This is a genomic window from Advenella sp. RU8, from assembly GCF_048381675.1.
GTDB lineage: Bacteria > Pseudomonadota > Gammaproteobacteria > Burkholderiales > Burkholderiaceae_B > Advenella.
In genome coordinates this window covers 40692-63420 of record NZ_JBLWIS010000001.1, presented here as the reverse complement: position 1 = coordinate 63420, position 22729 = coordinate 40692, and the positions used below count along the sequence as shown (strand labels likewise).

At 41.6% G+C, this 22729-nt stretch carries 20 protein-coding genes and 1 tRNA gene; 20 read left to right on the top strand and 1 reads right to left on the bottom strand.

The features are described from left to right. Positions 1-18: 18 nt before the first annotated feature. The 4 genes from ACM5Q9_RS00300 to ACM5Q9_RS00285 all read left to right on the top strand — a co-directional run bounded on the left by ACM5Q9_RS00300 (position 19) and on the right by ACM5Q9_RS00285 (position 4236). Positions 19-987: a tripartite tricarboxylate transporter substrate-binding protein gene (locus tag ACM5Q9_RS00300; RefSeq protein ID WP_418142743.1), complete on the top strand. Its 969-nt coding sequence runs from the start codon at positions 19-21 to the stop codon at positions 985-987. A 205-nt stretch (positions 988-1192) separates the two neighbouring features. After that, positions 1193-2047, top strand: a complete 855-nt coding sequence (locus ACM5Q9_RS00295; protein WP_418142742.1) for an SDR family NAD(P)-dependent oxidoreductase — start codon at positions 1193-1195, stop codon at positions 2045-2047. 38 nt (positions 2048-2085) lie between these two features. Continuing rightward, positions 2086-3303 (top strand): hypothetical protein, encoded by a 1218-nt coding sequence (locus ACM5Q9_RS00290; RefSeq protein WP_418142741.1) that lies wholly within the window; start codon positions 2086-2088, stop codon positions 3301-3303. Positions 3304-3384: 81 nt separating this feature from the next. Beyond that, a complete protein-coding gene (locus ACM5Q9_RS00285; protein ID WP_418142740.1) occupies positions 3385-4236 on the top strand; it encodes an SDR family NAD(P)-dependent oxidoreductase in 852 nt (283 codons plus the stop codon). A gap of 102 nt (positions 4237-4338) precedes the next feature. On the opposite strand, the gene ACM5Q9_RS00280 is transcribed toward ACM5Q9_RS00285, so the two are convergent. Next, positions 4339-4413, bottom strand: a tRNA-Arg gene (locus tag ACM5Q9_RS00280). Positions 4414-4578: 165 nt separating this feature from the next. Here ACM5Q9_RS00280 and ACM5Q9_RS00275 point away from each other — a divergent pair. The 16 genes from ACM5Q9_RS00275 to ACM5Q9_RS00200 all read left to right on the top strand — a co-directional run bounded on the left by ACM5Q9_RS00275 (position 4579) and on the right by ACM5Q9_RS00200 (position 22661). Continuing rightward, positions 4579-5166: a transcription termination/antitermination NusG family protein gene (locus ACM5Q9_RS00275; RefSeq protein WP_418142739.1), complete on the top strand. Its 588-nt coding sequence runs from the start codon at positions 4579-4581 to the stop codon at positions 5164-5166. A gap of 482 nt (positions 5167-5648) precedes the next feature. Further along, positions 5649-6764 carry a polysaccharide biosynthesis/export family protein gene (locus tag ACM5Q9_RS00270; RefSeq protein WP_418142738.1) on the top strand — a complete coding sequence of 372 codons (1116 nt, stop codon included), beginning with the start codon at positions 5649-5651 and terminating at the stop codon, positions 6762-6764. Between the two features lie 11 nt (positions 6765-6775). After that, positions 6776-7219, top strand: a complete 444-nt coding sequence (locus ACM5Q9_RS00265; RefSeq protein ID WP_418142737.1) for a low molecular weight protein-tyrosine-phosphatase — start codon at positions 6776-6778, stop codon at positions 7217-7219. Positions 7220-7275: 56 nt separating this feature from the next. After that, positions 7276-9504 (top strand): polysaccharide biosynthesis tyrosine autokinase, encoded by a 2229-nt coding sequence (locus ACM5Q9_RS00260; protein ID WP_418142736.1) that lies wholly within the window; start codon positions 7276-7278, stop codon positions 9502-9504. A 48-nt stretch (positions 9505-9552) separates the two neighbouring features. Further along, positions 9553-10821, top strand: coding sequence for a flippase (locus ACM5Q9_RS00255; RefSeq protein WP_418142735.1), 1269 nt, complete (start codon positions 9553-9555; stop codon positions 10819-10821). Then, entirely contained in the window at positions 10818-11843 is a 1026-nt protein-coding gene (locus ACM5Q9_RS00250; protein WP_418142734.1) for an ATP-grasp domain-containing protein, read from the top strand. The genes ACM5Q9_RS00255 and ACM5Q9_RS00250 overlap by 4 nt, the downstream gene beginning before the upstream one ends. A gap of 146 nt (positions 11844-11989) precedes the next feature. Beyond that, positions 11990-13390: an O-antigen polymerase gene (locus ACM5Q9_RS00245; protein WP_418142733.1), complete on the top strand. Its 1401-nt coding sequence runs from the start codon at positions 11990-11992 to the stop codon at positions 13388-13390. A 14-nt stretch (positions 13391-13404) separates the two neighbouring features. Beyond that, entirely contained in the window at positions 13405-14481 is a 1077-nt protein-coding gene (locus tag ACM5Q9_RS00240; protein WP_418142732.1) for a glycosyltransferase, read from the top strand. 271 nt (positions 14482-14752) lie between these two features. Further along, positions 14753-15103, top strand: coding sequence for a hypothetical protein (locus ACM5Q9_RS00235; protein WP_418142731.1), 351 nt, complete (start codon positions 14753-14755; stop codon positions 15101-15103). A gap of 530 nt (positions 15104-15633) precedes the next feature. After that, positions 15634-16512 carry a glycosyltransferase family 2 protein gene (locus ACM5Q9_RS00230; RefSeq protein WP_418142730.1) on the top strand — a complete coding sequence of 293 codons (879 nt, stop codon included), beginning with the start codon at positions 15634-15636 and terminating at the stop codon, positions 16510-16512. Next, complete coding sequence (locus ACM5Q9_RS00225; protein WP_418142729.1) at positions 16509-17198, top strand: glycosyltransferase; 690 nt, start codon at positions 16509-16511, stop codon at positions 17196-17198. Before ACM5Q9_RS00230 ends, ACM5Q9_RS00225 begins: the two co-directional genes overlap by 4 nt. Continuing rightward, a complete protein-coding gene (locus ACM5Q9_RS00220) occupies positions 17189-17632 on the top strand; it encodes a glycosyltransferase (protein ID WP_418143141.1) in 444 nt (147 codons plus the stop codon). The genes ACM5Q9_RS00225 and ACM5Q9_RS00220 overlap by 10 nt, the downstream gene beginning before the upstream one ends. Before the next feature lie 417 nt (positions 17633-18049). Continuing rightward, positions 18050-18658 carry a sugar transferase gene (locus ACM5Q9_RS00215; protein WP_418142728.1) on the top strand — a complete coding sequence of 203 codons (609 nt, stop codon included), beginning with the start codon at positions 18050-18052 and terminating at the stop codon, positions 18656-18658. A 26-nt stretch (positions 18659-18684) separates the two neighbouring features. Then, a complete protein-coding gene (locus tag ACM5Q9_RS00210; RefSeq protein ID WP_418142727.1) occupies positions 18685-19344 on the top strand; it encodes an acetyltransferase in 660 nt (219 codons plus the stop codon). Between the two features lie 17 nt (positions 19345-19361). Then, on the top strand, positions 19362-20540 hold the full coding sequence (locus tag ACM5Q9_RS00205) for a DegT/DnrJ/EryC1/StrS family aminotransferase (protein ID WP_418142726.1): 1179 nt from the start codon (positions 19362-19364) through the stop codon (positions 20538-20540). A 3-nt stretch (positions 20541-20543) separates the two neighbouring features. Continuing rightward, positions 20544-22661, top strand: coding sequence for a polysaccharide biosynthesis protein (locus ACM5Q9_RS00200; RefSeq protein ID WP_418142725.1), 2118 nt, complete (start codon positions 20544-20546; stop codon positions 22659-22661). The last annotated feature ends 68 nt before the right edge of the window (positions 22662-22729 follow it).

Genomic DNA, 22729 nt, shown 5'->3' with positions numbered 1-22729 from the left:
TAGGCAAAAGGAGACAAAATGAAGTTCAACATTATAAAGTCAGCCATTTTTTTAACCTGTGCAACGCTTACCATCCCCTCTGTTGCACAAGAAAAGCCCCCCATCACACTAGTTGTCGGCTTTGCCGCAGGAGGGACAACCGATACGATAGCCCGGATTCTTTCTGAACCGCTCAGCAAAGAACTTGGCGAAACCGTCATTGTGACAAACCGGGCCGGTGCTGGCGGACGAATTGCTGCAGAGTTTGTAAAAAATGCAAACCCTGATGGAAGGACCTATCTGATGGGGCCTGATGGCTGGGCAATCTTCCCAACCGCCATGCATTCGCCAGCTACCCTTCGCTACGACTTAATGAAAGATCTGCGCCCCGTGGCTCAGGTCGTGTCATATCCGCTGGCCCTAGTTGTTAGTAATCAAGTTCCTGCGACCAACCTGAAAGACTATGCGGCCTGGATACAAAAAAATCCACAAAAAGCACAGTTTGGAACCCCCGCCCCAGGTGGTCAGGTTCAGTTTGTTGGCTGGGTTGCCGGAAAAGCATTGGGAACAGACCTTGAACCAGTCGCTTATCGAGGCACCGCCCCCATCATCGCCGATTTGCTCGGCGAGCAACTACCAGCAGCCATCATGCCAACCGGGGATACGCTACGCCACCCAAGAGAAAAAATCAAAATTCTTGCCGTAATGGCCAATCAACGCTGGGAACTGGCGCCAGATGTACCTACCTTCAAAGAGCAAGGGTATAACCTTGAAGTCGACGAGGCATGGCAAGGATTTTTTGCCCCTGCTGGTACGCCAACCGAAGAAGTCCAGAAAATGGAAGCCGCACTGAAAAAAGTCCTCGCAAGGGATGATATCAAGGAATCGATCAAATCCAAGGCCATGCTCTCTGCCAAGTTCGTTCCCGCTGATGAAATGGAAAAATCGCTACATCGTGACATAGAATATTGGGGCAAGGTCATCAAAGACTCTGGTTACCAGCCTTAGGGTATGAATTCCCACGCTCCGCGTGGGAACGAGGCCCTGCTAACTGTCCAGTTACCCTTCATAGTAAGCGAGTATTGCGTTATGATGCCAAAAAGACGCAAGATATCTATCGCTGTCCTCTTCACAAATACAAGCCATACAAACTGGTTTGACAGCGAAAAACCGGCCGCTTTTTAGCCTTCATGACATCACAAGGAGAATGACCATGAACCGTGCAGCGCAAAGTAACGAAGATTTCTTCAAGGGAAAAAAAGTAATTATTACCGGGGCGTCTACGGGCATAGGCCTGGGGCTAAGCCGCGCTTTGCTGGCACGGGGCGCTGAAGTGTACATGAGCAGCCGAACCCCCCAAAACATTGCTGCCGCAGCAGAATCTTTGCGGCAATACGGCGCAATGGTCAACGCCCAAGTCCTGGATGTGCGTGACCAGAAAGCGGTTCAGGACTATATTGAATATGTGGGCAGCAGAGGCCCCATCGACTACATATTCTGCAACGCTGGCGTAGGATTTGGCCAGGCGTTTACCGTGACCAAGCGGGAAGACTGGAATACCGTCTTCGATGTAAACCTGTTTGGCGTTGTGAACTGTGTGCATGCCGTTGTGCCCATTATGATCAAACAGGGCCATGGACACATCGTTAATACCTCTTCTGTATGCGGCATTGTGCCACTGCCCTACCAAACCGTATATGCGGCCTCTAAATATGCCGTGCTGGGTTTTGGTGAAGACCTGCGTCATGAAATGGCTTTTCATAATATCAAAGTCTCCACCATCTGCCCCGGTGCGGTAGATACCATGATTTTTTATCGCTCGCTAGACTACAAAATTCACCAAGAATTACCCAAACCACCCGAATGCATCAGCATTGATGAGGCGGCCCAAGAAATCCTGACAGGTATACAAGCCGGCCAGCCGATAATTCCCGTGCAGGATTTTGCCCGAAAAATGCTCCAGGCCTTAAGAACCGACTCGAACGAAGTGGAAGAAACAATGCAGATGCTTGCAAAACAAAGGCAGGCAGATCCCATTTATCGGGCAAGCGAAAACACCTGGGAGTAATAACCATCGGCAGCCTTTAATCTTGGCGGACCACTGCAATGCAGATAAAAAAGATATTGGAAAAACCCGACCTGTCACTAGAAGTCGTTATCCTGCTAGTGTCAGGAACCGCTGTGCTGGTGTCGGGTTTATTGTTGTTTCCCATATCCCTCGGGGCCATTCCTTATTACAAAAATGGTTTATATGGCCTGTTTCTGATTCTGTTTGCTTTGCAAATGATCATGCTCGGAAAATCCCCCATCGGGGATTTTCTGCGCTCAAAAACCATGCTTGGTATCGGACTATTCATCGCCGCTGTGGGTATCACAAGCAGTTTTGTTCCCAACATCTTGAACGATATCCAGCGCGTCCTGTTAACCTTCTGTTTTGGTGCCGGAGGCCTGGTCTTGTTTTTGCAGATGATTGTTTCCAGCAATAAATACCGGGCCTGGAAACAATATGGGGGAATTTTCTGGCAGTTAATACTTGCCTGTACCATAGTTTACGCTTTGTCGATCCTCATCGGCGCAATGATCTGGCAGGAAGAATTAATACAAGCACCCGCCAACTCAATCGTAATCATGCTTTTTGGCGCATCAATCGTGTATCTTGCCGGCGTGTTAAAGAAAATTCATCACATCTATCCAGCCTCCGCAAAACCCGCGCAAGGAAATGCTGCGCTATCAACCGAACAAGCGATGATGCTACTGATGGGGCTGTTCATGGTTTTGTTGGGATTGCTGCTGATTCCGGTGAATCTGGACATATTGCCCTTTTCTGGCAGCGCGCAGCTTGGCCTGCTGATGATGTTATTTTCCATTCAAATGCTGGCTTCAGGAAACACGCCAATCGGGCCCTTTCAGCGCTCATGGCTGGTCATTGCGTTGGGGGTGATGTTTGCGGTGCTTGGTATTATTTCCTGCATGATTCCCAACCTCATGGTGCCCTTCCTGACCGTTTTGGTTGGTGCGCTGAACATGGCGGGCGGTTTCCTTGGTTTAGGAAAAAGTGTGCTTACTTATAAAAATCAACCGCCACAAAATATACCACCACTTGCCCACCAACCCGAAGCGATTATCTTGAAAAAGGTTTTTTTAGCGCAGCTAGCCATGAATCTGCTATCTATCCTGTTTGGGGCCACCATGTTCTTTTCCAATTTAATGCCGGGCCTGCTGCTTGGCTTCATTCTGGCCACCAATGGCCTGGTGCTGTTATATTTGCTAAGCCTCTTGATGAAGCTGGATAAAACCAACCCACAAACCTTGGGCATTTCGTAATGCCTTTCTGCATGGGCACATATAAAAAGTGGGCTCCGTATGCCTTGCAAAATTTAAACCGTTAAGGAAGGATGAAGCAAAATGAAACCCTACAACGACTACTTCAAGGGAAAAACAATCATCGTTACCGGTGCGGCCTCGGGTATTGGTCTGGCACTGGTTGAAGAAGTCCTGCACGCTGGCGCCAAGCAAGTAGTACTGGCTGATTTTCACCAAGAAAACCTGAAAAAACACACTAGCAGGTTGCAACAGCAGTATCCAGGCAACGTCAAAGGCATACTTTGTGACGTGACCCAAGAGCATCATGTCAAAGCCCTAATCGAAAGTGCAGCGGAATGGTTCGGTGGGGAAATTGACCTGCTCATCAACAACGCAGGTACCGGCCTATCCGGGTATTTCGTGCAACCCTCCCAGGCGCAGGAAATGGACAAGCTCGGTTTCAAGGTCCAAAGTAATGAGGATTGGGAAAACGCCTTTGCACTGAATTTTTATGGCGCACTGTATGGATGCCGTTATGCCATCCCGATCATGCAAAAACAAGGCAGCGGTCAAATCGTTAACATCATTTCCGGCATTGCCTTCTACCCCATGCCCTACCAATCAATGTACGCCGCCACCAAAGCCGCCTTAAACGCCCTGACGCTTTCCCTGCGGGCCGAATTCTGGGACGACAACATCAAAATCTGCTCGGCAACGCCGGGCACCACGGCCACCGCCATCTGGAAAGGCGCAGCACCGGAAAACTGCCAAACGCCCCAGCAGTCAGCCCAACAAATACTGGCCGGAGTGGCCGAAAACAAGCGCGTTATCTATGGTGACGATACAGACGCAGCGGGTTCAAAAAGCTGTATTGATGTTGATTGCCAGGACATACCCGACCAATACTTGCTGAATATTGCACGGCAACGCAGGCTGGGGAAAATAATCGTGTAGCCAGATCAGGTTGCACCAGCAACCGGCTCATTCCCACGCTCCGCGTGGGAATGCATACGCATTAACAGATGCAAAAAACAGTCTTTATTATAATTATAATGATGGCGTCCCCACCAGGAATCGAACCTGGATCTGATTCTTAGGAGGAACCTGTTCTATCCATTGAACTACAGGGACACGCAATCAGCCCGTTAATATAGCATTAGAATAAATTTCAAACAAGCAACAAGCGCTTTACCGCTGTTAATTTACTCCCTGGCTCCCACGCTCCGCGTGGTAATGCCTACCATCCTCTTCCAGATATTGCTACACTACCCCCAAGCAGACAACAACAGCGAGCCTATGAGACAATCCAAACACCCTGTTCCAGAAAACACCACCACACAACCGGTGCAACCAGAACACAAAACCGCCCGTTTCCCATGGTACGTTGCCTACACCAAACCACGGCAAGAAGAATTTGCCTTAAGCCAGCTTTTACAGCAAGACTTCAACGCCTACCTGCCGCGCTACAAAATACTTAAAAAACCGGCTAAAAACGCCCTTAACCAGGAAATACAGGTCGTGCACGAACCCATGTTCCCGCGCTATCTCTTCCTGCAGCAACCCCGCCAGGAACAGGCCATTAACAAAGCCCAGCACACGCGCGGCATTGTTACACTGGTGCGCTTTGGCGTGGAACTGGCCACCATGCCTGCCGACCTTATTGCCGCCATCCAGGAATTTGAACAACACCGTAACCAGGCCAGCTTCAACGACATCAGTCCCCTGAAACCGGGCACCAAAGTCACGCTTAACCACAACACCCCCCTTCAAGGGCTGGAAGGACTGGTGCAAACGGCCTCATCCAAACGGGTTGTTGTATTGTTGAACATCTTGGGCAAACCCAAAACCATTAAGCTTGAACCGAATCAGCTTGACATTATTTAAAGTAATATAAAAAATCATCTAAAAAACACATAATCCGCTGTTTTTATTAAATATTTCAACAACATTTCAATCAAGCACAACATTAAAAATGTGGCTAAAAAATAACAAAACCCCAATGCAATGATAAAAATCAAAACAACTTGACATTTATATAAACAAAAACCGCAATAAAACAACAAAAAAATCAAAATTCAATATGAAACATGTCATTTCTTTGCATTTATCACCTAAACTAACCCCCGTCTTATACAAGATACAGGGTTAGCCCTTTATTGCCCCGCAACATAAAAATCAGAATCCAAGCCAATGTTTTCAAAAAAACACATGAAAACATTGCGGTAGCCTGCCTGCAAATTATGCAATTGCACAAACAGGTACATAAAAGGCCTATAATTTCGCTTCATACCCAGTTTGGTCGCCCCTTACAATAAAACCCAATGCCCAAATTGCCCATATAATCCATTAATCGAAGAAACTGACCTATGCGTATAAAAACAACCTTACTTTTAGCCGTTACTTCCGCTGCCCTTTCCGCCTGCGCCATGGCGCCTGGCATGTACATGGGGGGCCCCGGTTCAGTCCAGAACGAACTGGACAACAACGAACAACTAAAAGACGGTGAAGCACCCGCCGGTGCCTTAATAACCATAGACGCAGCACTTATTAATCAGCAAGCCCTGAACCAGCCAGTTATTAGCAATGTCAACCACCTGTTTGGCAATCCTACCGCCTACACCGTAGGCCCTGGTGACATCCTGAACATTATTGTGTGGGATCACCCCGAACTTTCCCTGGCTGGCGCCACCGCCGCTGCCAGTACTGAAGGCGGCAACGTCGGCACCGGCTATAACGTTAGTGCCGATGGCCGTATCCAGTTCCCGTTTGCCGGTGCAGTCAAAGTATCTGGCCTGACAGAACTGCAAATTCGCGACAAACTAACCAAAACCCTGTCCACCTACATTACAGATCCGCAACTTACCGTCCAAATCCGTTCATACCGCAACAGCCGTGTTTACCTTGATGGTGAAGTCAACAAACCCGGCCTGCAAAACCTGAACGACATTCCCATGACCCTGCCCGAAGCCCTTAACCGTGCAGGCGGACTTACCGAAAAGGCAGACCGCTCTTCCATTGTGCTCATTCGCAATGGCAAAGAAACCGTCATCAACCTGGCACAACTAACCGCACAGGGCATTAACCCCAACCGCATCATGCTTAAAAACGGTGACATGCTGCGGGTTAACAACCGCGACATCGCGAAAGTATTCATGATGGGTGAAGTATTAAAACCAGAAGCACTGCTCATGAACGACGGCCAGCTTACCCTGGCCCAGGCATTGGGTGAAAAAGGGGGGACCTCTATTAGTAGTAACCCCGGCCAAATTTACGTGATTCGCAAAGGCAAACAGGAACAGGCTGAAATTTTCCACCTGAACGCCAACTCGCCCACCGCCCTTATCCTGGCCAGCGGCTTCCAGCTGAAACCGCAAGACATGGTCTATGTAGACCCCGCCCGCGTGGTACGCTGGAACCGTGTCATCAGCAACATTCTGCCCAGCTATGGTGCCGTTGTTTCCACGGTAAACGCCACCAACTAAACCCGGCAGTAATGAACAATATATTAACCGTTTGTATTGGCAACATCTGCCGCAGCCCGGTGGCTGAAGCACTGCTAAAGGCCGCCCTGCCCGAAAAAAACATCTGGTCGGCCGGCCTGGCCGCCCTAAGCGGACATGCGGCAGACAAAACCGCCCAGGAAATTGCCTTGGAACACGGGCTGGACATTTCCGCCCACCGTGCCCAGCAAATCAGCAGCTACATGTGCACCCAGGCAGACTTGATTCTGGTGATGGAAACCGCCCACAAACAAGAGCTGGAACAAAAATACCCGTTTACCCGTGGCAAAGTACATTGCCTGGGCCACACCAGCCCCAGCCAAAAAACCGAAATTGCCGACCCCTACCGAAAAGACCGCACTGCGTTTGAAACCTCACACCAGCTTATTGCACAAGGCGTCAGCCACTGGGCCAACCTGATCAAACAAATCAGTTAAGCAGGGTTTTCCACCACTCCTGTTTCACCCTTACACTTATCTAAACCAAGCATTTCATGACCGTACCACAGCAAAACCCTTCTTCGTCTTTAAACCCACAAAAAGATAACGACGAAATAGATTTACTGGCCATTCTTGACACCATTTTAGATGCCAAATGGCTGATTGTTGCCATTACCTGCGTTTGCACCCTGCTGGCCATTGCCTACGCCATGTTCAGCACCCCCATCTACCAGGCCAACACCCTGATTCAGGTAGAACAAAACCAGGGCAATACCAACCCCGCCATGGGCGAACTGGCCCTGCTGTTTGATGCCGGCTCCCCCGTAGCGGCTGAAATTGAAATACTGCGTTCACGCATGGTGGTGGGTGAAACCGTAGACCGACTGCAACTGAACAACAGCGCCACCCCCGATTACATTCCCATTATTGGCCAATGGCTGGCCAAACGGGCCACAGAACTTTCAAACCCCGGCATTTTTGGTTTTGGGGGGTATGTATCGGGTACCGAAAGCATCCGCTTAAGCCAACTGGACGTACCCAATGAACTGCTGGGTACAGAACTGAAACTGGTGGCCACTGAAACCGGCTACGACCTGTACACCGAAAACAATGATTTACTGGTAAGCGGCCCAACCGACCAAACCCACGAATTCCTATATAACGGTGAGCCTGGCCGCGTTAACATTGCCAGCCTGCAAGCCAGGCCTGGTGCCCGTTTTACCGTAATCAGCACCTCTCGCCAGGCAAAAATTGCGCAATTGCAAAGAGACTTGCAGGTAAGCGAAAAAGGCAAACAATCTGGCATGCTAGCCGTTACGCTAGAAGGCCCAGACCGCCGTTTAATTACCGAAATCCTGAACACCCTGGGCAACGTTTATGTAAAACAGAACATAGACCGCAAAGCCGCTGAAGCCGACAAATCCTTAAGTTTTCTGGATGCCTTCCTACCTGAACTGCGCCAGCAAATGCAGGAATCTGAAAGCCAGTACACTGAATTCCGCGACAAAAAAGGCACCTTTGACCTGGGTGCAGAAGGCAAGGCCTCTTTAGACACCAGCGTTAACCTGCAACTGAAGCTGCTGGAGCTGCAACAAAAAAGGCGTGAACTAACCCCCCAGTTTACCGCCGCCCACCCCAGCATTAAAGCCATCGACCAGCAAATAGCCGCGCTTAACAAGGAAATTGCCAAAGTTACCAGCAGCGTAAAAAAAATGCCGGAACTGGAACAACAGCTGCTTACCCTTACCCGCAACGTAAAAGTGAACAGTGAAATGTATGTAAACCTGCTAAACAGCGCCCAGCAACTACGTTTGGTGAAAGAAGGCAAAGTGGGTAATGTACGGGTGATTGACGATGCAGTAACACCTAACAACCCCATTAAGCCCAAAAAAGTACTGGTATTGGCGCTAGGCGTTTTACTTGGACTAATGCTGGGCACGGGTGTTGCCATTGCACGCAGTATGCTGCACCCAGGTATTAAAGAAGCCAATGAAATTGAAAGCAACCTGGGCATGCATGTATTTGCCACCGTACCCCGTTCACAGCAACAACTGGCACAATACCAGCAAGCACATGACAAAACACCTGGTAACCATGTACTGGCCTATGTAGCCCCGCAAGACCCGGCTGTAGAAAGCCTGCGCAGCCTGCGCACCGCATTACAGTTTGCCATGCTGGAAGCAGCAAACAACATTGTTTTAATTACCGGCCCTACCCCCAGTATTGGGAAATCATTCATTAGCGTAAACTTTGCAGCGGTACTGGGCTCAGCCAACAAAAAAATATTGCTGATAGATGCCGACCTGCGTAAAGGCTATATTAACCAATACTTTGGCAAGCATCGTAACAACGGCACCAGTGAATTCATTAGCGGTTCCATTAGCGCAGAACAAGCCATTCATAAAAATGTACTACCCAACGTAGACTTCATGAGCACCGGCGTACTGCCCCCCAATCCTTCAGAATTACTGCTGTCTGCCCAAGCGATAGAAAAGCTACAGCAACTAGCCAAACATTATGATCTGATACTGGTAGACAGCCCCCCAGTACTGGCCGTGTCTGATGCCATGACACTGGCACCCCACGCAGGCGCCACCTTCCTGCTGGCACGAGCCAATGAAACCACCCTGGGTGAAATAGATGAATCTACCAAGCGCATACGCCAGGCGGGTGGACAGGTTAAGGGCGTGATATTTAACGATATGGTAGCGAAGAATCGCCGTTATGGTTCGAAGTATGGGTACTACAAATATTCGAATTATGAGTATGGTTCTGAGGCTTAATAGGTACGGGATATCAAGGCAATGCCCACTTACGGCTTTTAAAAATACATGCTAAAAAAAATAAAGGCATTGCAAGTCCGTGTCAGTAAAAGCAAAGACAGCAGAACATTAGTCAGCAATTTCGGCTATATGATGCTGTTGCAAATTACTGGCTATGTTTTCCCTTTGCTAACCATACCCTATCTTGCCCGAGTAATAGGTGTAGAAGGATTTGGTAAAATAGCGTTCGCTGGAGCAGTGATCGTCTGGTTTCAGACAATTACTGACTGGGGATTCAACTATACTGCCACCCGGGATGTTGCCCAGAATAGAGAAAATCCAGAAAAAGTATCTAAAATATTCTCCAATGTGCTTTGGGCGAGAGCACTTCTTATGGCAATTTCGTTTAGCCTGTTATTGATACTAATAACAACTGTACCCTATTTTCAGGAAAACCAGGCGATTCTTCTCGTTACCTTCCTCTTGATTCCCGGTCACATCATGTTTCCTGACTGGTTTTTTCAGGCCATGGAACGAATGAAATACATTACCATCTTCAACTTGCTATCAAAAGCACTGTTCACAGCGATGGTGTTTATATTCATTAATAAAAAAGAAGACTTTATTCTACAGCCCATACTTATGAGCTTGGGCTATCTGACATGTGGTTTTTTTTCCATGTATATCATTATAGTGAAATGGCAAGTGAAAATTCATGCTCCGCAATGGCGACAAATTATGCTCACTACCAAAAACAGTACAGATATTTTTATCAATAACATAATGCCGAATCTTTACAACAGCTTCTCTACTGTGTTGCTGGGGTTTTATGGTGGAAGCATATCAAATGGTATGTTAGACGCAGGAAGAAAATTTGTAGAGATTGGCCAGCAATTTTTGATGGTGATATCCAGAGTATTTTTTCCGTTCTTATCTAGAAAAATAAATAAGCATGATTTATATATCAGGGTTCAAATGAGTCTTGCTATCATACTTTTTATTTCTTTAAGTCTCGCAGCACCATTGATAATTGATGTGTTTTTTACTCCTGAATTCGAGCCGGCCGCATTAGTTTTACAAATATTATCCCTGTCGATTGTATTTTTATCTCTAAATAACATATATGGCACCAACTATATGATTATTAAAGGATATGAAAAATCATTGAGAAATATTACGATTATTGTTTCAGCAGCAGGTTTTATCTTATCGTTTCCATTAATTCACTATTTTGATTTTATTGGAGCCGCAATAACTATTACATTAACCAGAATACTGTTAGGCGGAGCTGTAATGCTTAAAGCAAGAAAAATAAAACAAAAAGAGTTATCCATATGAAAAAAATAGCTATACATCATCGCCCCAGCAGCTTCTCTGACCGCTGGATTTCTTATTGTGACAAGAAAAAAATCCCTTATAAAATAGTCAACGCATTTGATAACGATATCATCCAACAATTGCATGATTGTAATGTATTGATGTGGCACCACAACCATGCTATCAATAAAGATACTATGGTAGCTAAAAAAATTCTCTTTGCATTAGAACACGCAAGCATAAGAGTGTTTCCTGACTTCAAAACTGGATGGCATTTCGATGATAAAGTAGCACAAAAATATTTACTTGAGGCTATAGATGCCCCACTTGTCCCCAGCTATGTATTTTATGACAAGGAAAAGGCCACCAACTGGGCCAAAAAAACAAACTATCCTAAAGTTTTTAAACTGAGAGGTGGAGCTGGCGCATCAAATGTACGCTTGGTCAAATCTAAAGATGAAGCACTAAAATTAATCAACAAAGCTTTTGGCAAAGGTTTTTCTCAGTATGATCGTGTTGCAGCATTAAGTGAATGTTATAGAAAATTTAAAGAAAAAAAAGAATCCTTTATTTATGTACTAAAAGGATTAGTAAGATTTTTTATATCTACAGAGTTTTCAAGAAAAAAAGCGCCTGAAAGAGGCTATATATATTTCCAAGATTTTGTACCAAACAACAAATCTGACTTACGCATCATCATCATTGGAGATAAAGCCTTTGCTGTTAAACGATTAGTCAGAGAAAATGACTTTCGAGCATCAGGTAGCGGAGCAATAGAATTTGATCGACAGAGTATAGATGAACGTTGTGTCAGTTTAGCTTTTAATATCAATAAAAAAATAAATGCCCAATCAGTAGCTTATGACTTTATTCATGATAAAAATGGATTACCTTTAATTGTTGAAATTTCTTATGGATTTGCAGTTAAACCTTATGACAAATGCCCTGGCTATTGGGATAAACACTTAAACTGGCATGAGGAATCATTCACTCCGCAAGAATGGATGATTGAGCAATTAATAAATAACTTAAAGAAAAACTAAACTATTTATTTTTAAACTTTCCCTTAGAAACCATCATTATTTAAATAATAAAAAATTTTAAATAAATAAAAAATCATAATATTAAATCTAATTTAATATATTAACTCTTATTTATTTTTAATTTTTTGAATAACATATCATAAAATATGCTTAACACTCTTTTTTATTTGGGTGCAATCTTAATATTATTAATTCTCACACCATCTATAATCGGTGAATTCAGCCCCTCATTAAACTTAGTCTATACATGTATATATTTTACATTAGTAATTTTATTTTTTATTCGTCATAAAAAAATAACGAAAAACTGGATGCGATTTGATTTTATATTTCTAATTGGATTTACTATTGTTCACATACAAATTCCAGCATTAGCATCGCTTGGCATTGAACCAGAAAAACCAGAACTTATATGGATCAACAAAAACATAGTTAATTTTTCTACTTGGCTTAGCGTAATAAGCATTACAATATGGATGTGGGGCTACTCTTCCTATAAAACGGTAAATGATAAAACAACCCAAAAAATAAATTTTCAAAAAAAAACAAATCATTTAGTCCATGATTCTTTATTAACATTAACGTTTATATTTTTTATAATTACAGCAGGTCCTGTTTTATTTTCTGGTATATATGATGGTGGAGAGAGTTGGGGGGAAGGGGCGAAGTATATTTTTCTAATTCTTAATGCTTTATTATATTTAAGAATAATATATTTTTTTAAAGAAATTTCTCAATCCTCAAAAATCTATACTATTTTTAAAGATTTTTTATCAAATCGCATATTTTTTATTATTGTCTCATCTTTTATTTTAATTTTTTTATTAATTGGAGATAGAGGCCCTATCCTTAAAATTTTAATATTATTTTTTGGTTCTTATGCAATTTTTATCAAACCCATATCTTTAAAAAAAATAATATTTTTTATTCTTACCGGAGCTTTAATTTTTACAATTATAGGGATGGGGCGTGGAAAAGATAGCAGTACTTTTAATAATCAAAATATATTTGAAAGAGGATATTCTTCGTTGATTGATTCTGACAGTATCAACATTACTGGAGAACTTGCAGGCTCAAATCGAATTTTATATATGGCTCTTGATAGTGTCCCTGAAAAGCATCCATACTTATATGGCACAACATACCTCGTAAATATTGCTGGAGCATTTCCTTTTTTGGCTGGAATTGTTGTTAATACCTTTGACATACCACTCATGTACAGGGGAACTAGTAACTTCTTTACTATAATTAGCCTAGGAAATCATGCCACATGGGGTGTAGGCAGTGAAGTTATAGCAGATATTTATGTAAATTTTAGTATTTATGGTGTTTTTATTATAATGTTCTTATTTGGTAGATTTTCTGCAAAATCTTTCATCAAAGCAAATTCATTTAATATGATTTATGTACTAATTTATCTTTGTTTATTAATGGATGCTTTATCCATTAATAGAGGACAGTTATTATATCCATTACAGTCAATAATTTATCTTTTAATTCTGCACCATTGCTTCTTATTTATTAATAAATTTCTTCCAAAAAAATAAAAAATTATTTTAAAATGAAACACGTCTCAAAAAAAATATGTTTAATTACTCCATCACTACAAATGGGGGGAATGGAAAGAGTTTTAAGTCTTATTGCAAATCATGCTGATAACATAGGACTAAGAGTTACAATTATTTGTTTAATATCAAATGAAGTTGCATATCCTTTAAATAATAACATCAATATTATTTCACCTAAAAATCCCTATAAAGGTGGCATTTTAGAAAAAATAAGAATGATTAAATATTTAGTCAAAACTCTTCGCAAAGAATCTCCTCATACTGTTTTATCATTCAGTGAAGTCTTCAATCCTTTATCAATAATTGGATCAAAATTATCTAGTTGTAAAGTTTTTATTTCTGACAGGAGTAGCCCACAAAAAAAACTTCCCATACAAACAAGATTTTTTCAAAAAATCCTTTATCCTTTATCGAATGGACTTATTTCTCAAACCCAACAAGCCAAGGATATAGCAAAAAAAAAGAAATATAATTCTAATATTACAGTAATACCTAATCCATTACGTACAATTGATGATTCACTTGAGAAAAAATATAATAATGTAATAATATCAATGGGCCGATTAATTCCTAGTAAAAATTTCTCAGAATTAATTGATATTTTTTTACAAGCTGATAAAAATAGAGATTGGGAATTAATAATACTTGGTGAAGGTCCCGAAAGAGAAATTTTAGAAAAAAAAATTAAATTATTAGGAGAAGAAAAAAGAATTAGACTGATTGGAGCTGTAAAAAATATTGATTATTATTTTTCACTTGGAAGCATTTTTGCTTTTACTTCCATATCCGAAGGCTTTCCAAATGCATTAAGCGAAGCAGTTGCTTTTCCCTTAGCTAGTATTGCTTATGATTGTTCTGCAGGCCCTGCTGATATTATTCAAGATGGTGAAAATGGTTTTTTAATTCCTTTACAAGAAAAAGAAATATATGTAAAAAAACTATCTAAACTAATGCAATCTAAGGATTTAATAAATAAAATGAAAAAAGAATATTTAAATTTTAGAGAGAAATATTCAAAAGAAAAAATTTGCCATCAATATATTGAATTTATTATTGACACAAAAAAGTAATTTTATTGATAGCCAAATTTAAAATCAACAAATAATTAATTTAAATTGAATAACTTTCCAAATAATTTTAGAATTATTATATTTAGTAAATGAATAATTCATTTTTAAATTAAGTTAAAAAATCAGAAAAATATATAGACTTAGCAGGTGAAAAATTAATAATAAAATTATGGGAGACTCTAACTTAAAAAGGTATGGGTTCATTACTTTTTCTATGGCAAAAAATAGAGAAAGACGTGTATTAAATAAAGTTAGGAGAAATGAAATTCTTATGCTTGTACAAACCAATAAAAACACAGCAGATATCTTAAACGAAAAAAAACAACTTAGAATAGATGGTACTTTTTTAATAACAAATTCTGAAAAAACGAATATTCCTAAAGACATAGTACATATTGAACCTACAATAACCCTACATGATGTAATCGAATCTGGAAACCTAACCTCTACTTACATAGTTGCTCGAACCAAAATTAATATATCAAAAGCTATTTTATTTTCAGAAGAACAACTTTCCAATGATATCCAAGGTCTATCGCCACTAGATCCTGATAAAGACTCGCTGTTTATTTGGCAAGAATATGCTGAAAAAATATCTGTTGAAGATTTACAAAGATTATGAGGTAGTGTCTTAGTATGAGAAGTTAAATTACCCAACAAGTATTCTATTCGAAATTTAGAATTTCTTAAAACCCTTTCAAAGTCAGAAGCAAAAATAATTAATAGTTTAGCTAGCTATATGATTAATGAACGTATTATTGCTTGTAATCAGATAATATATCTTGACTCTAAGGGCTCTTATACCTCATGAGAAAGCATTAATCGTTGAGCACTATGATCCAATTAATCAATTAAATTTTGAAGCTTATTTACCAACAGCTCTAGAGATGGAAATTCTTAGATTAAGCTCATTTAAACCCGATATAAACCATATGAAATTTGTTGGGAGTGAATTTATTAAAAAAGGTTCACAATGTATCTTGCTGATTGGAATCAAGCTTCGGAAATAGAGTGGAGATATTTTAACACTCAAAAAATATTATTGATATCTCAACTAATTAAAGAAATACTAATTTTTTTTATTTTCAAAAAAACACTAAACCCATTAATTTATTCTTTTAAATTATCGAACCAATTTTTAATATTTCAACTATGAATAACAATCCAATATACTTAACAATAGGGATGCCGATTTATAACGCTGAAAAATATTTAGCAAATGCAATTAAATCAGTATTAGCACAAACATATACATATTGGGAGCTTATTCTAATAGATGATGGATCAACTGATAGCTCTTTAAAAATCGCACAATCATTTAAAGATGATAGAATTCGTATTATCGCTGATGGAAAAAATAAAAAATTACCTATCCGATTAAATCAAATAATACGTGAAGCCAAATATGATTACATCGCTCGCATGGATGCAGACGATTTAATACCAAATAATAGAATAGAAAAACAAATTGAGTTTCTAATAAAAAATCCTCATTATGATTTAGTTGCAACATCAATACTTTCTATTAAAAACAATGATTCATTAAATGGTTTAAGAACAGTTCATCAAAAAAAACCCTCAAAAGCCGATGCTTTAGTTGGAAAGGCTGGCATAGCCCATGCTACAATTATTGCAAAAAAAAACTGGTACAATAGAAATCTATACAATGAAACAACTTTCACAGGCCAGGATTATGAGTTATGGATTAAAGCTGCTATTAATAATGACTTAAAAGTAGGTTTTTTATCGGATTATTTATATTATTATCGTGAAGAAAATAATGTTACTAAACAAAAAATGCTTCGTGCTTATAATGTACAAATTGATATTATTAATAAATATCATCATGGGATTTTGACTGATTTAGAATATAAAAAAATAATCAGAGCTTTAAAATTAAAAAAAACCATAATTAAAATTGCCTCCACTTTAAATTTAATGTCAATTATTTATAAAAGAAGAAATTCCACCCTTATTACTCCTGAAATAAAACAAGAATATCATAGGCAGCTAAGTATAATTAAATCATGAAAAAAAAATTATTTTTAATAACCACAATACCAAATTCTTTATTTTTTTTTAAAAATCAAATAAAAAAACTAAATCAGGACTTTGATGTAACTTTAATTAGTTCACCCGGAGAAAAACTTGAGTCAATAGCACACAATGAAAATGTAAAATATAAATCTATTTCTATGAAACGTAATATTTCTATAAACAACGATATTATTAGTTTTATTAAATTTTTTTGGTTATTTTTGATCCAACGTCCCGCTGTTATACATTGCAATACACCTAAAGCAGCATTGCTAGGATTATTTTCAGGATTTATCACCAGAGTACCAACTCGTATATATTACATTCATGGTCTACGCTATGAAGGTGAGATAGAAAAAAAACAAAAAATTTTAATAGCTATTGAAAAACTATGCTGTTTTTGTGCAACAGATATTATTGCAGTCAGCAATGGAGTTAAACAAAAAGCTAAAGAAAATTTAACAAATAAAAAAATATCTATTATTCATAATGGAAGCCCTAATGGCCTTCCTGTTCAGGATTTTTTAGTAGCAAACTATAATAAAAAAAAAATTTATCAAGAACTTGCCATCTCTGAAGAAGACTTTGTTTTTGGCTTTGTCGGTCGTTTAGTTGGTGACAAAGGCATAAATGAACTAGTTTATGCTTTCAATCAACTTGAACAAAAAATATTAAACTAATTTTAATTGGACGATATGAAATAGAATTAGATCCTCTCAAAGAGGAAACCATGAAAATCATAAAAAACAATAAAAATATTATTGAATTAGGTTTTCAAATTGATGTTAAAAAATATTTAAGCATTATGGATCTTTTTGTATCTCCTTCTTATCGAGAAGGGTTTGGTCTATCAGTTTTAGAAGCAAATTTAATGGGAGTTCCAGTTTTAGTTTCAAAAATTACGGGACATTCTGAGATTGTAATAGAAGGGAGAAATGGATTTTTTGTTACAAAAAAAGATGCAATAGATTTAAAAAATAAAATGCAGACTTTACTTAAATCTAAAGAATATTTAATTTCGATGAAAAACAATTGCCGAACTGAAGTAATAAAAAATTATAATCATAACGATGTATTAAAACAAGCGTTATCATATTACTCTCAATTCAAATAAGCAACTGAAGAATTTAAATTATAATGCAATACATTTTATTGAAAATAACGTCCATCAAAAAAAATGGCCGTACCAGTAGGTATTAAATATGAGTCATTTTCCAGCTGACTTAAATGTAAGAGATATTGCTAATATGGGCATCCGGAATAAAAATGGGAATAATCGGTTGGTTAAACCGGAACAAATGATGCTCGATTTTCTTAATTTGAACAAACATCAGTAATACTCAGCTACCACATCAAGCGGAGCAATTTAATGTTCGGTTGATTTTTGAATTATATGCAAGCTACATAGATCTGTATATTCGTAAAAATATGTAGAACTGCTTATATGAATAAATTCTTAGCTGACACTGATCATTTAATTTAAACTAAATAAGTTTATCTCCATTAATAAAAATTTCTTTTTATTCATTTCATGCATAAACGACTTATCGATATCATAGCCTCAGCCATCGCCCTCATTTTACTTTCGCCAGTCATCACAATTGTGGCATGGCAAATCTCAAAAAAACTGGGCTCCCCCGTTCTCTTCCGCCAGGTACGCCCTGGCCTGAACGGTAAGCCCTTTACCATGGTCAAGTTCCGTACCATGCTCGATGCATTTGACAAAAACGGTGACCCACTTCCCAACTCAGAACGCATGACGCCATTTGGTAATTTTCTTCGTTCAACAAGTCTTGATGAACTTCCCGAACTGTGGAATGTATTGAAAGGCGATATGAGCCTGGTGGGGCCGCGCCCCCTTCTGATGGAATATTTACCGCTATACAACAAAGAACAATCCAGACGTCATGAAGTACGCCCTGGTGTAACAGGGTGGGCACAAGTAAACGGCCGTAACGCCATTAGTTGGGAAGAAAAATTCAAGCTGGATGTCTGGTATGTAGAGAATCAATCTTTTTGGTTAGATATCAAAATTTTGTTCATGACCATAAAAAAAGTGTTTGTGCGTGATGGAATTAATCAATCAAAAGAAGTCACCATGTCAAAATTTTCTGGTTCAGAAACTGAAAAATCTGAATAGTTCAACGAATAATATTAGGAGAAAATATGCAAAATCCATTTTATGCTGTTTATGGTTCAAGTGGCTATGGTCGTCAAGTTATGCCATTAGCACGAGAACAATTAAAAAAACAGAATATTGATAGCAGTCGTTTAGTATTCATTGACGACAAACCAGAGGCATCCATTATAAATGGTCATAAGGTTTTATCTTATGAGGAGTTTTTAAGCACAGACGCTAGCTCACGTTATATAACCATCGCAATTGCAAACAGCAAAACACGTCAGAATTTAGCAGAAAAAATTTACCGGGACAATATAAATCCTTGGTCGGTATTCGCATCAAACGTTGTTATTTTGGATAATGCTGAAATTGGTGAAGGGACTATCCTTAGCCCTTTCGTTACCATGAACTCCAACATAAAAGTAGGGAAACATTTCCACGCTAATCTTTATAGTTTTGTTGGGCATGATAGTGTCATTGGTGACTACGTCACATTTGCCCCAGGTGTTAAATGTAATGGCAATATAGTTATTGAAGATTACGCATATATCGGTACTGGAGTAGTTTTTAAACAAGGCAAACCCGGCGAACCGCTGGTTATTGGTCGCGGTGCCGTGGTTGGCATGGGTGCCGTGGTAACAAAAAATGTTCCTGCTGGAGCCACGGTTGTGGGCAATCCGGCCAAACCCTTGGTTAAAAATTAGTTAAAAGTCAAATCATCATGCTGAATACCCCCTTCTCTCCCTGGCCCTCTTTCACTGTTGAAGAGGCCGATGCCGTTCGTGATGTTATTTTATCCAATAAGGTTAATTACTGGACAGGCACACAATGCCGGGATTTTGAAAAAGCCTTTGCTACCTGGACACATACTGCCCATGCGGTGGCCGTGGCAAACGGTACGCTGGCGCTGGACCTTGCTTTCAAGGCGCTGGATATTGGTCAGGGTGATGAGGTTATCGTGACTTCTCGCACCTTCCTGGCTTCGGTGTCCAGCATTATTAATACCGGTGCCAAACCGGTGTTTGCCGATGTTTGCCGTGATTCACAAAACATTACGGCAGAAACCATCAAAGCCGTATTAACGCCCAATACCAAGGCCATTGTATGCGTACACCTGGCGGGCTGGCCCTGCGATATGGACCCTATTATGGCCTTGGCCCGGGAACATGACCTGTATGTGGTGGAAGATTGCGCCCAGGCGCATGGGGCCATTTACAAAGGCAAGCCGGTGGGCAGCATTGGGCATATTGGTGCCTGGTCTTTCTGCCAAGACAAAATCATGACCACCGGGGGTGAAGGCGGCATGGTTACCACCAATAACCGGGATTACTGGTTAAAAATGTGGGCCTATAAGGACCATGGCAAAAGCTGGGAAGCCGTGTACGAACGTGAACATGCACCCGGTTTTCGTTGGTTGCATGAGAGCTTTGGTACCAACTGGCGCATGACCGAAGTACAGGCCGTACTTGGCCTGATCCAGCTGGAACGCATGCAGGAATGGACGAGACTTCGCCAGCAAAACGCCAAGCAAATATGGGAAACCGCCAAACAGCTGCCTGCCCTGCGGGTGCCGGAAGTGCCCGAAGGCAGCGAACATGCCGCCTACAAATGCTATGTGTTCGTGCAGCCTGAGCAGTTAAAACCCGACTGGAACCGCGACCGTATTATTAATGAAATGGTGGCAGCAGGTGTGCCGGCCTTTTCCGGCTCCTGCTCTGAAGTGTATCTGGAAAAGGCGTTCGACAATACCAACCTGCGCCCGGCCCAGCGCCTGCCGGTAGCCATGGAACTGGGTGAAACGTCCTTGATGTTCCTGGTGCACCCCACCCTGACCCCGGCAGAAATAGATAAAACCTGCCAGGTTTTAAGCAATGTCATGGAACAGGCCAGTAGGAGTTAGGCAATGACGGTTTCCAAAAAGGATTCCAACCTGGAACAAAAGCTGCGGAATCGTTTACTGCAGCTGGACCGCAGCAACAAACGCCTGTTGCAGGTGGTGGCTGATGTGGCCATTATCTGGCTGTCTTTGTGGCTGGCCTTTTACCTGCGGTTGGACACCGCCGATTTTATCCAGCCATTTGGCGGCCATGCCTGGCTGTTTATTATGGCACCGCTGGTGAGCCTGCCTATTTTTGCGGTTAAAGGATTTTACCGGGCCGTGATGCGTTACCTGGGTTCCCAGGCCAGCACCACCATTTTTGAGGGGGTAACCATTGCCACGATTTTACTGGGTATTGTTATTTATATCGGGCCCACTAGCCCGGTCGTACCGCGTGGCGTGATTTTTATTTACTGGCTGCTTATGCTGCTGATGACAGGTGGCCTGCGGCTGTTAATGCGCCATTATTTCAGCAAGGACTCATCGGGTTTGTCAGTATTTATTCCTTTTTACAATGGCAAACCCAAAAACAGCAGCGACAAGCGTACGAAAGTGCTTATTTATGGGGCTGGCCGCTCTGGCAACCAGTTGCTCAATGGCATTAACATGGAAAGCAACATGAAAGTGGTGGGGTTCATAGACGATAACCCCGCCCTGATCGGCCGTGTGATTGCAGGGGTAACGGTTTTTGACCCCCAACAATTGGGCGAGGTGATTGTCAACACCGAAACCGAAAAGGTGTTGCTGGCCATTCCTTCTGCCACCCGTGCGCGTCGCCTTGAAATTATTAATGCCCTGGCTCCTTACAAGGTACTGGTTCGCACCGTACCTGGCATGATGGATCTGGTCAGCGGTAAAATTAAAGTGCAAGACCTGCGTGAAGTGGATATTGCCGACCTGCTGGGACGAGACCCCGTCGCCCCCAATATGGCGCTGTTTGAGCAATGTGTAAAAAATCAGGTGGTCATGGTAACCGGTGCCGGTGGCTCGATTGGCTCGGAACTGTGCCGCCAGATTGTCCACCTGCAACCTAAAGTACTTATTTTATTTGAACATTCTGAATTCGCCCTTTACGATATTCACCGTGAAATAAGTATTTACGTGCGCAACAAGCAACTGGATTTAAAAGTGGTGCCCATACTGGGTTCCATTCGCAACCAAAGCCGCCTGTTTGACGCCATGAGCGGCTGGAAGGTAGATACGGTTTACCACGCCGCCGCTTACAAGCATGTGCCTATGGTGGAACACAATATAGCCGAAGGCGTACGGAACAATATTTTTGGCACCCTGTATACCGCACAGTCAGCCATTCGGGCCCATGTAAAGAATTTTGTGCTGATTTCCACCGACAAGGCCGTACGCCCCACCAATATCATGGGCAGTACCAAGCGCATGGCCGAACTGGTGCTGCAGGCCCTAGCGCGGGAATCTACCCCAGTGCTGTTTGGGGCAGAGGAATACGGGCACTTTTCCAACCAGACCCGTTTTACCATGGTGCGTTTTGGCAATGTACTGGGTTCTTCCGGTTCGGTTATTCCCCTGTTCCGCAAACAAATCGCCAACGGTGGCCCCCTTACCGTCACGCATCCGGAAATTACCCGCTACTTCATGACCATCCCCGAAGCCGCCCAGCTGGTGATCCAGGCCGGTTCCATGGGACGTGGTGGAGACGTGTTCGTGCTGGACATGGGTGAACCGGTAAAGATTGTGGATTTAGCCAAGAAAATGATCCAGCTTTCAGGCTTAACCTTGAAGTCTAAAGAAAACCCCGAGGGTGAGATGGAAATAAAATTCACCGGCCTGCGCCCCGGCGAAAAACTGTACGAGGAATTGTTAATTGGCAGTAACGTCAGTAAAACCGAACACCCCATGATTCAACGGGCTAACGAACTGCATACCAAATGGGAAGAACTCAAGTTTCATTTGGCTACTTTGGATGATTCAATTCGTGCGTATGACTACCAGAAAGTACGTGATGTGTTTCATTTACTGGTGGAAGGGTTCAAACCAGATGAGCATATTGTGGACTGGGTGCATAAGCAGCAGGAAGCGCTTAGGGAAAATGTGCAGTTGCCTGAATATGTGGGTGGAGTGGGTTTGCAGGGTGTGAAAAAACAAGAAAAAGATAAGCTTTCTGCTTGAGGGGAGATTGAGGCAGGACGGGTTCACATGCTGGAGCATGGGAGCTAGGAAACCCTCCCTACCCGTCT

What these genes read in the sequence shown, in the direction of transcription:
- ACM5Q9_RS00300 (WP_418142743.1), top strand. Translation starts at nt 19, where the DNA reads ATGAAGTTCAACATTATAAAGTCAGCCATTTTTTTAACCTGTGCAACG.
- ACM5Q9_RS00290 (WP_418142741.1), top strand. Translation starts at nt 2,086, where the DNA reads ATGCAGATAAAAAAGATATTGGAAAAACCCGACCTGTCACTAGAAGTC.
- ACM5Q9_RS00245 (WP_418142733.1), top strand. Translation starts at nt 11,990, where the DNA reads ATGCTTAACACTCTTTTTTATTTGGGTGCAATCTTAATATTATTAATT.
- ACM5Q9_RS00200 (WP_418142725.1), top strand. Translation starts at nt 20,544, where the DNA reads ATGACGGTTTCCAAAAAGGATTCCAACCTGGAACAAAAGCTGCGGAAT.
- ACM5Q9_RS00270 (WP_418142738.1), top strand. Translation starts at nt 5,649, where the DNA reads ATGCGTATAAAAACAACCTTACTTTTAGCCGTTACTTCCGCTGCCCTT.
- ACM5Q9_RS00210 (WP_418142727.1), top strand. Translation starts at nt 18,685, where the DNA reads ATGCAAAATCCATTTTATGCTGTTTATGGTTCAAGTGGCTATGGTCGT.
- ACM5Q9_RS00225 (WP_418142729.1), top strand. Translation starts at nt 16,509, where the DNA reads ATGAAAAAAAAATTATTTTTAATAACCACAATACCAAATTCTTTATTT.
- ACM5Q9_RS00250 (WP_418142734.1), top strand. Translation starts at nt 10,818, where the DNA reads ATGAAAAAAATAGCTATACATCATCGCCCCAGCAGCTTCTCTGACCGC.
- ACM5Q9_RS00295 (WP_418142742.1), top strand. Translation starts at nt 1,193, where the DNA reads ATGAACCGTGCAGCGCAAAGTAACGAAGATTTCTTCAAGGGAAAAAAA.
- ACM5Q9_RS00235 (WP_418142731.1), top strand. Translation starts at nt 14,753, where the DNA reads ATGCTTGTACAAACCAATAAAAACACAGCAGATATCTTAAACGAAAAA.
- ACM5Q9_RS00285 (WP_418142740.1), top strand. Translation starts at nt 3,385, where the DNA reads ATGAAACCCTACAACGACTACTTCAAGGGAAAAACAATCATCGTTACC.
- ACM5Q9_RS00255 (WP_418142735.1), top strand. Translation starts at nt 9,553, where the DNA reads ATGCTAAAAAAAATAAAGGCATTGCAAGTCCGTGTCAGTAAAAGCAAA.
- ACM5Q9_RS00215 (WP_418142728.1), top strand. Translation starts at nt 18,050, where the DNA reads ATGCATAAACGACTTATCGATATCATAGCCTCAGCCATCGCCCTCATT.
- ACM5Q9_RS00240 (WP_418142732.1), top strand. Translation starts at nt 13,405, where the DNA reads ATGAAACACGTCTCAAAAAAAATATGTTTAATTACTCCATCACTACAA.
- ACM5Q9_RS00260 (WP_418142736.1), top strand. Translation starts at nt 7,276, where the DNA reads ATGACCGTACCACAGCAAAACCCTTCTTCGTCTTTAAACCCACAAAAA.
- ACM5Q9_RS00265 (WP_418142737.1), top strand. Translation starts at nt 6,776, where the DNA reads ATGAACAATATATTAACCGTTTGTATTGGCAACATCTGCCGCAGCCCG.
- ACM5Q9_RS00275 (WP_418142739.1), top strand. Translation starts at nt 4,579, where the DNA reads ATGAGACAATCCAAACACCCTGTTCCAGAAAACACCACCACACAACCG.
- ACM5Q9_RS00205 (WP_418142726.1), top strand. Translation starts at nt 19,362, where the DNA reads ATGCTGAATACCCCCTTCTCTCCCTGGCCCTCTTTCACTGTTGAAGAG.
- ACM5Q9_RS00230 (WP_418142730.1), top strand. Translation starts at nt 15,634, where the DNA reads ATGAATAACAATCCAATATACTTAACAATAGGGATGCCGATTTATAAC.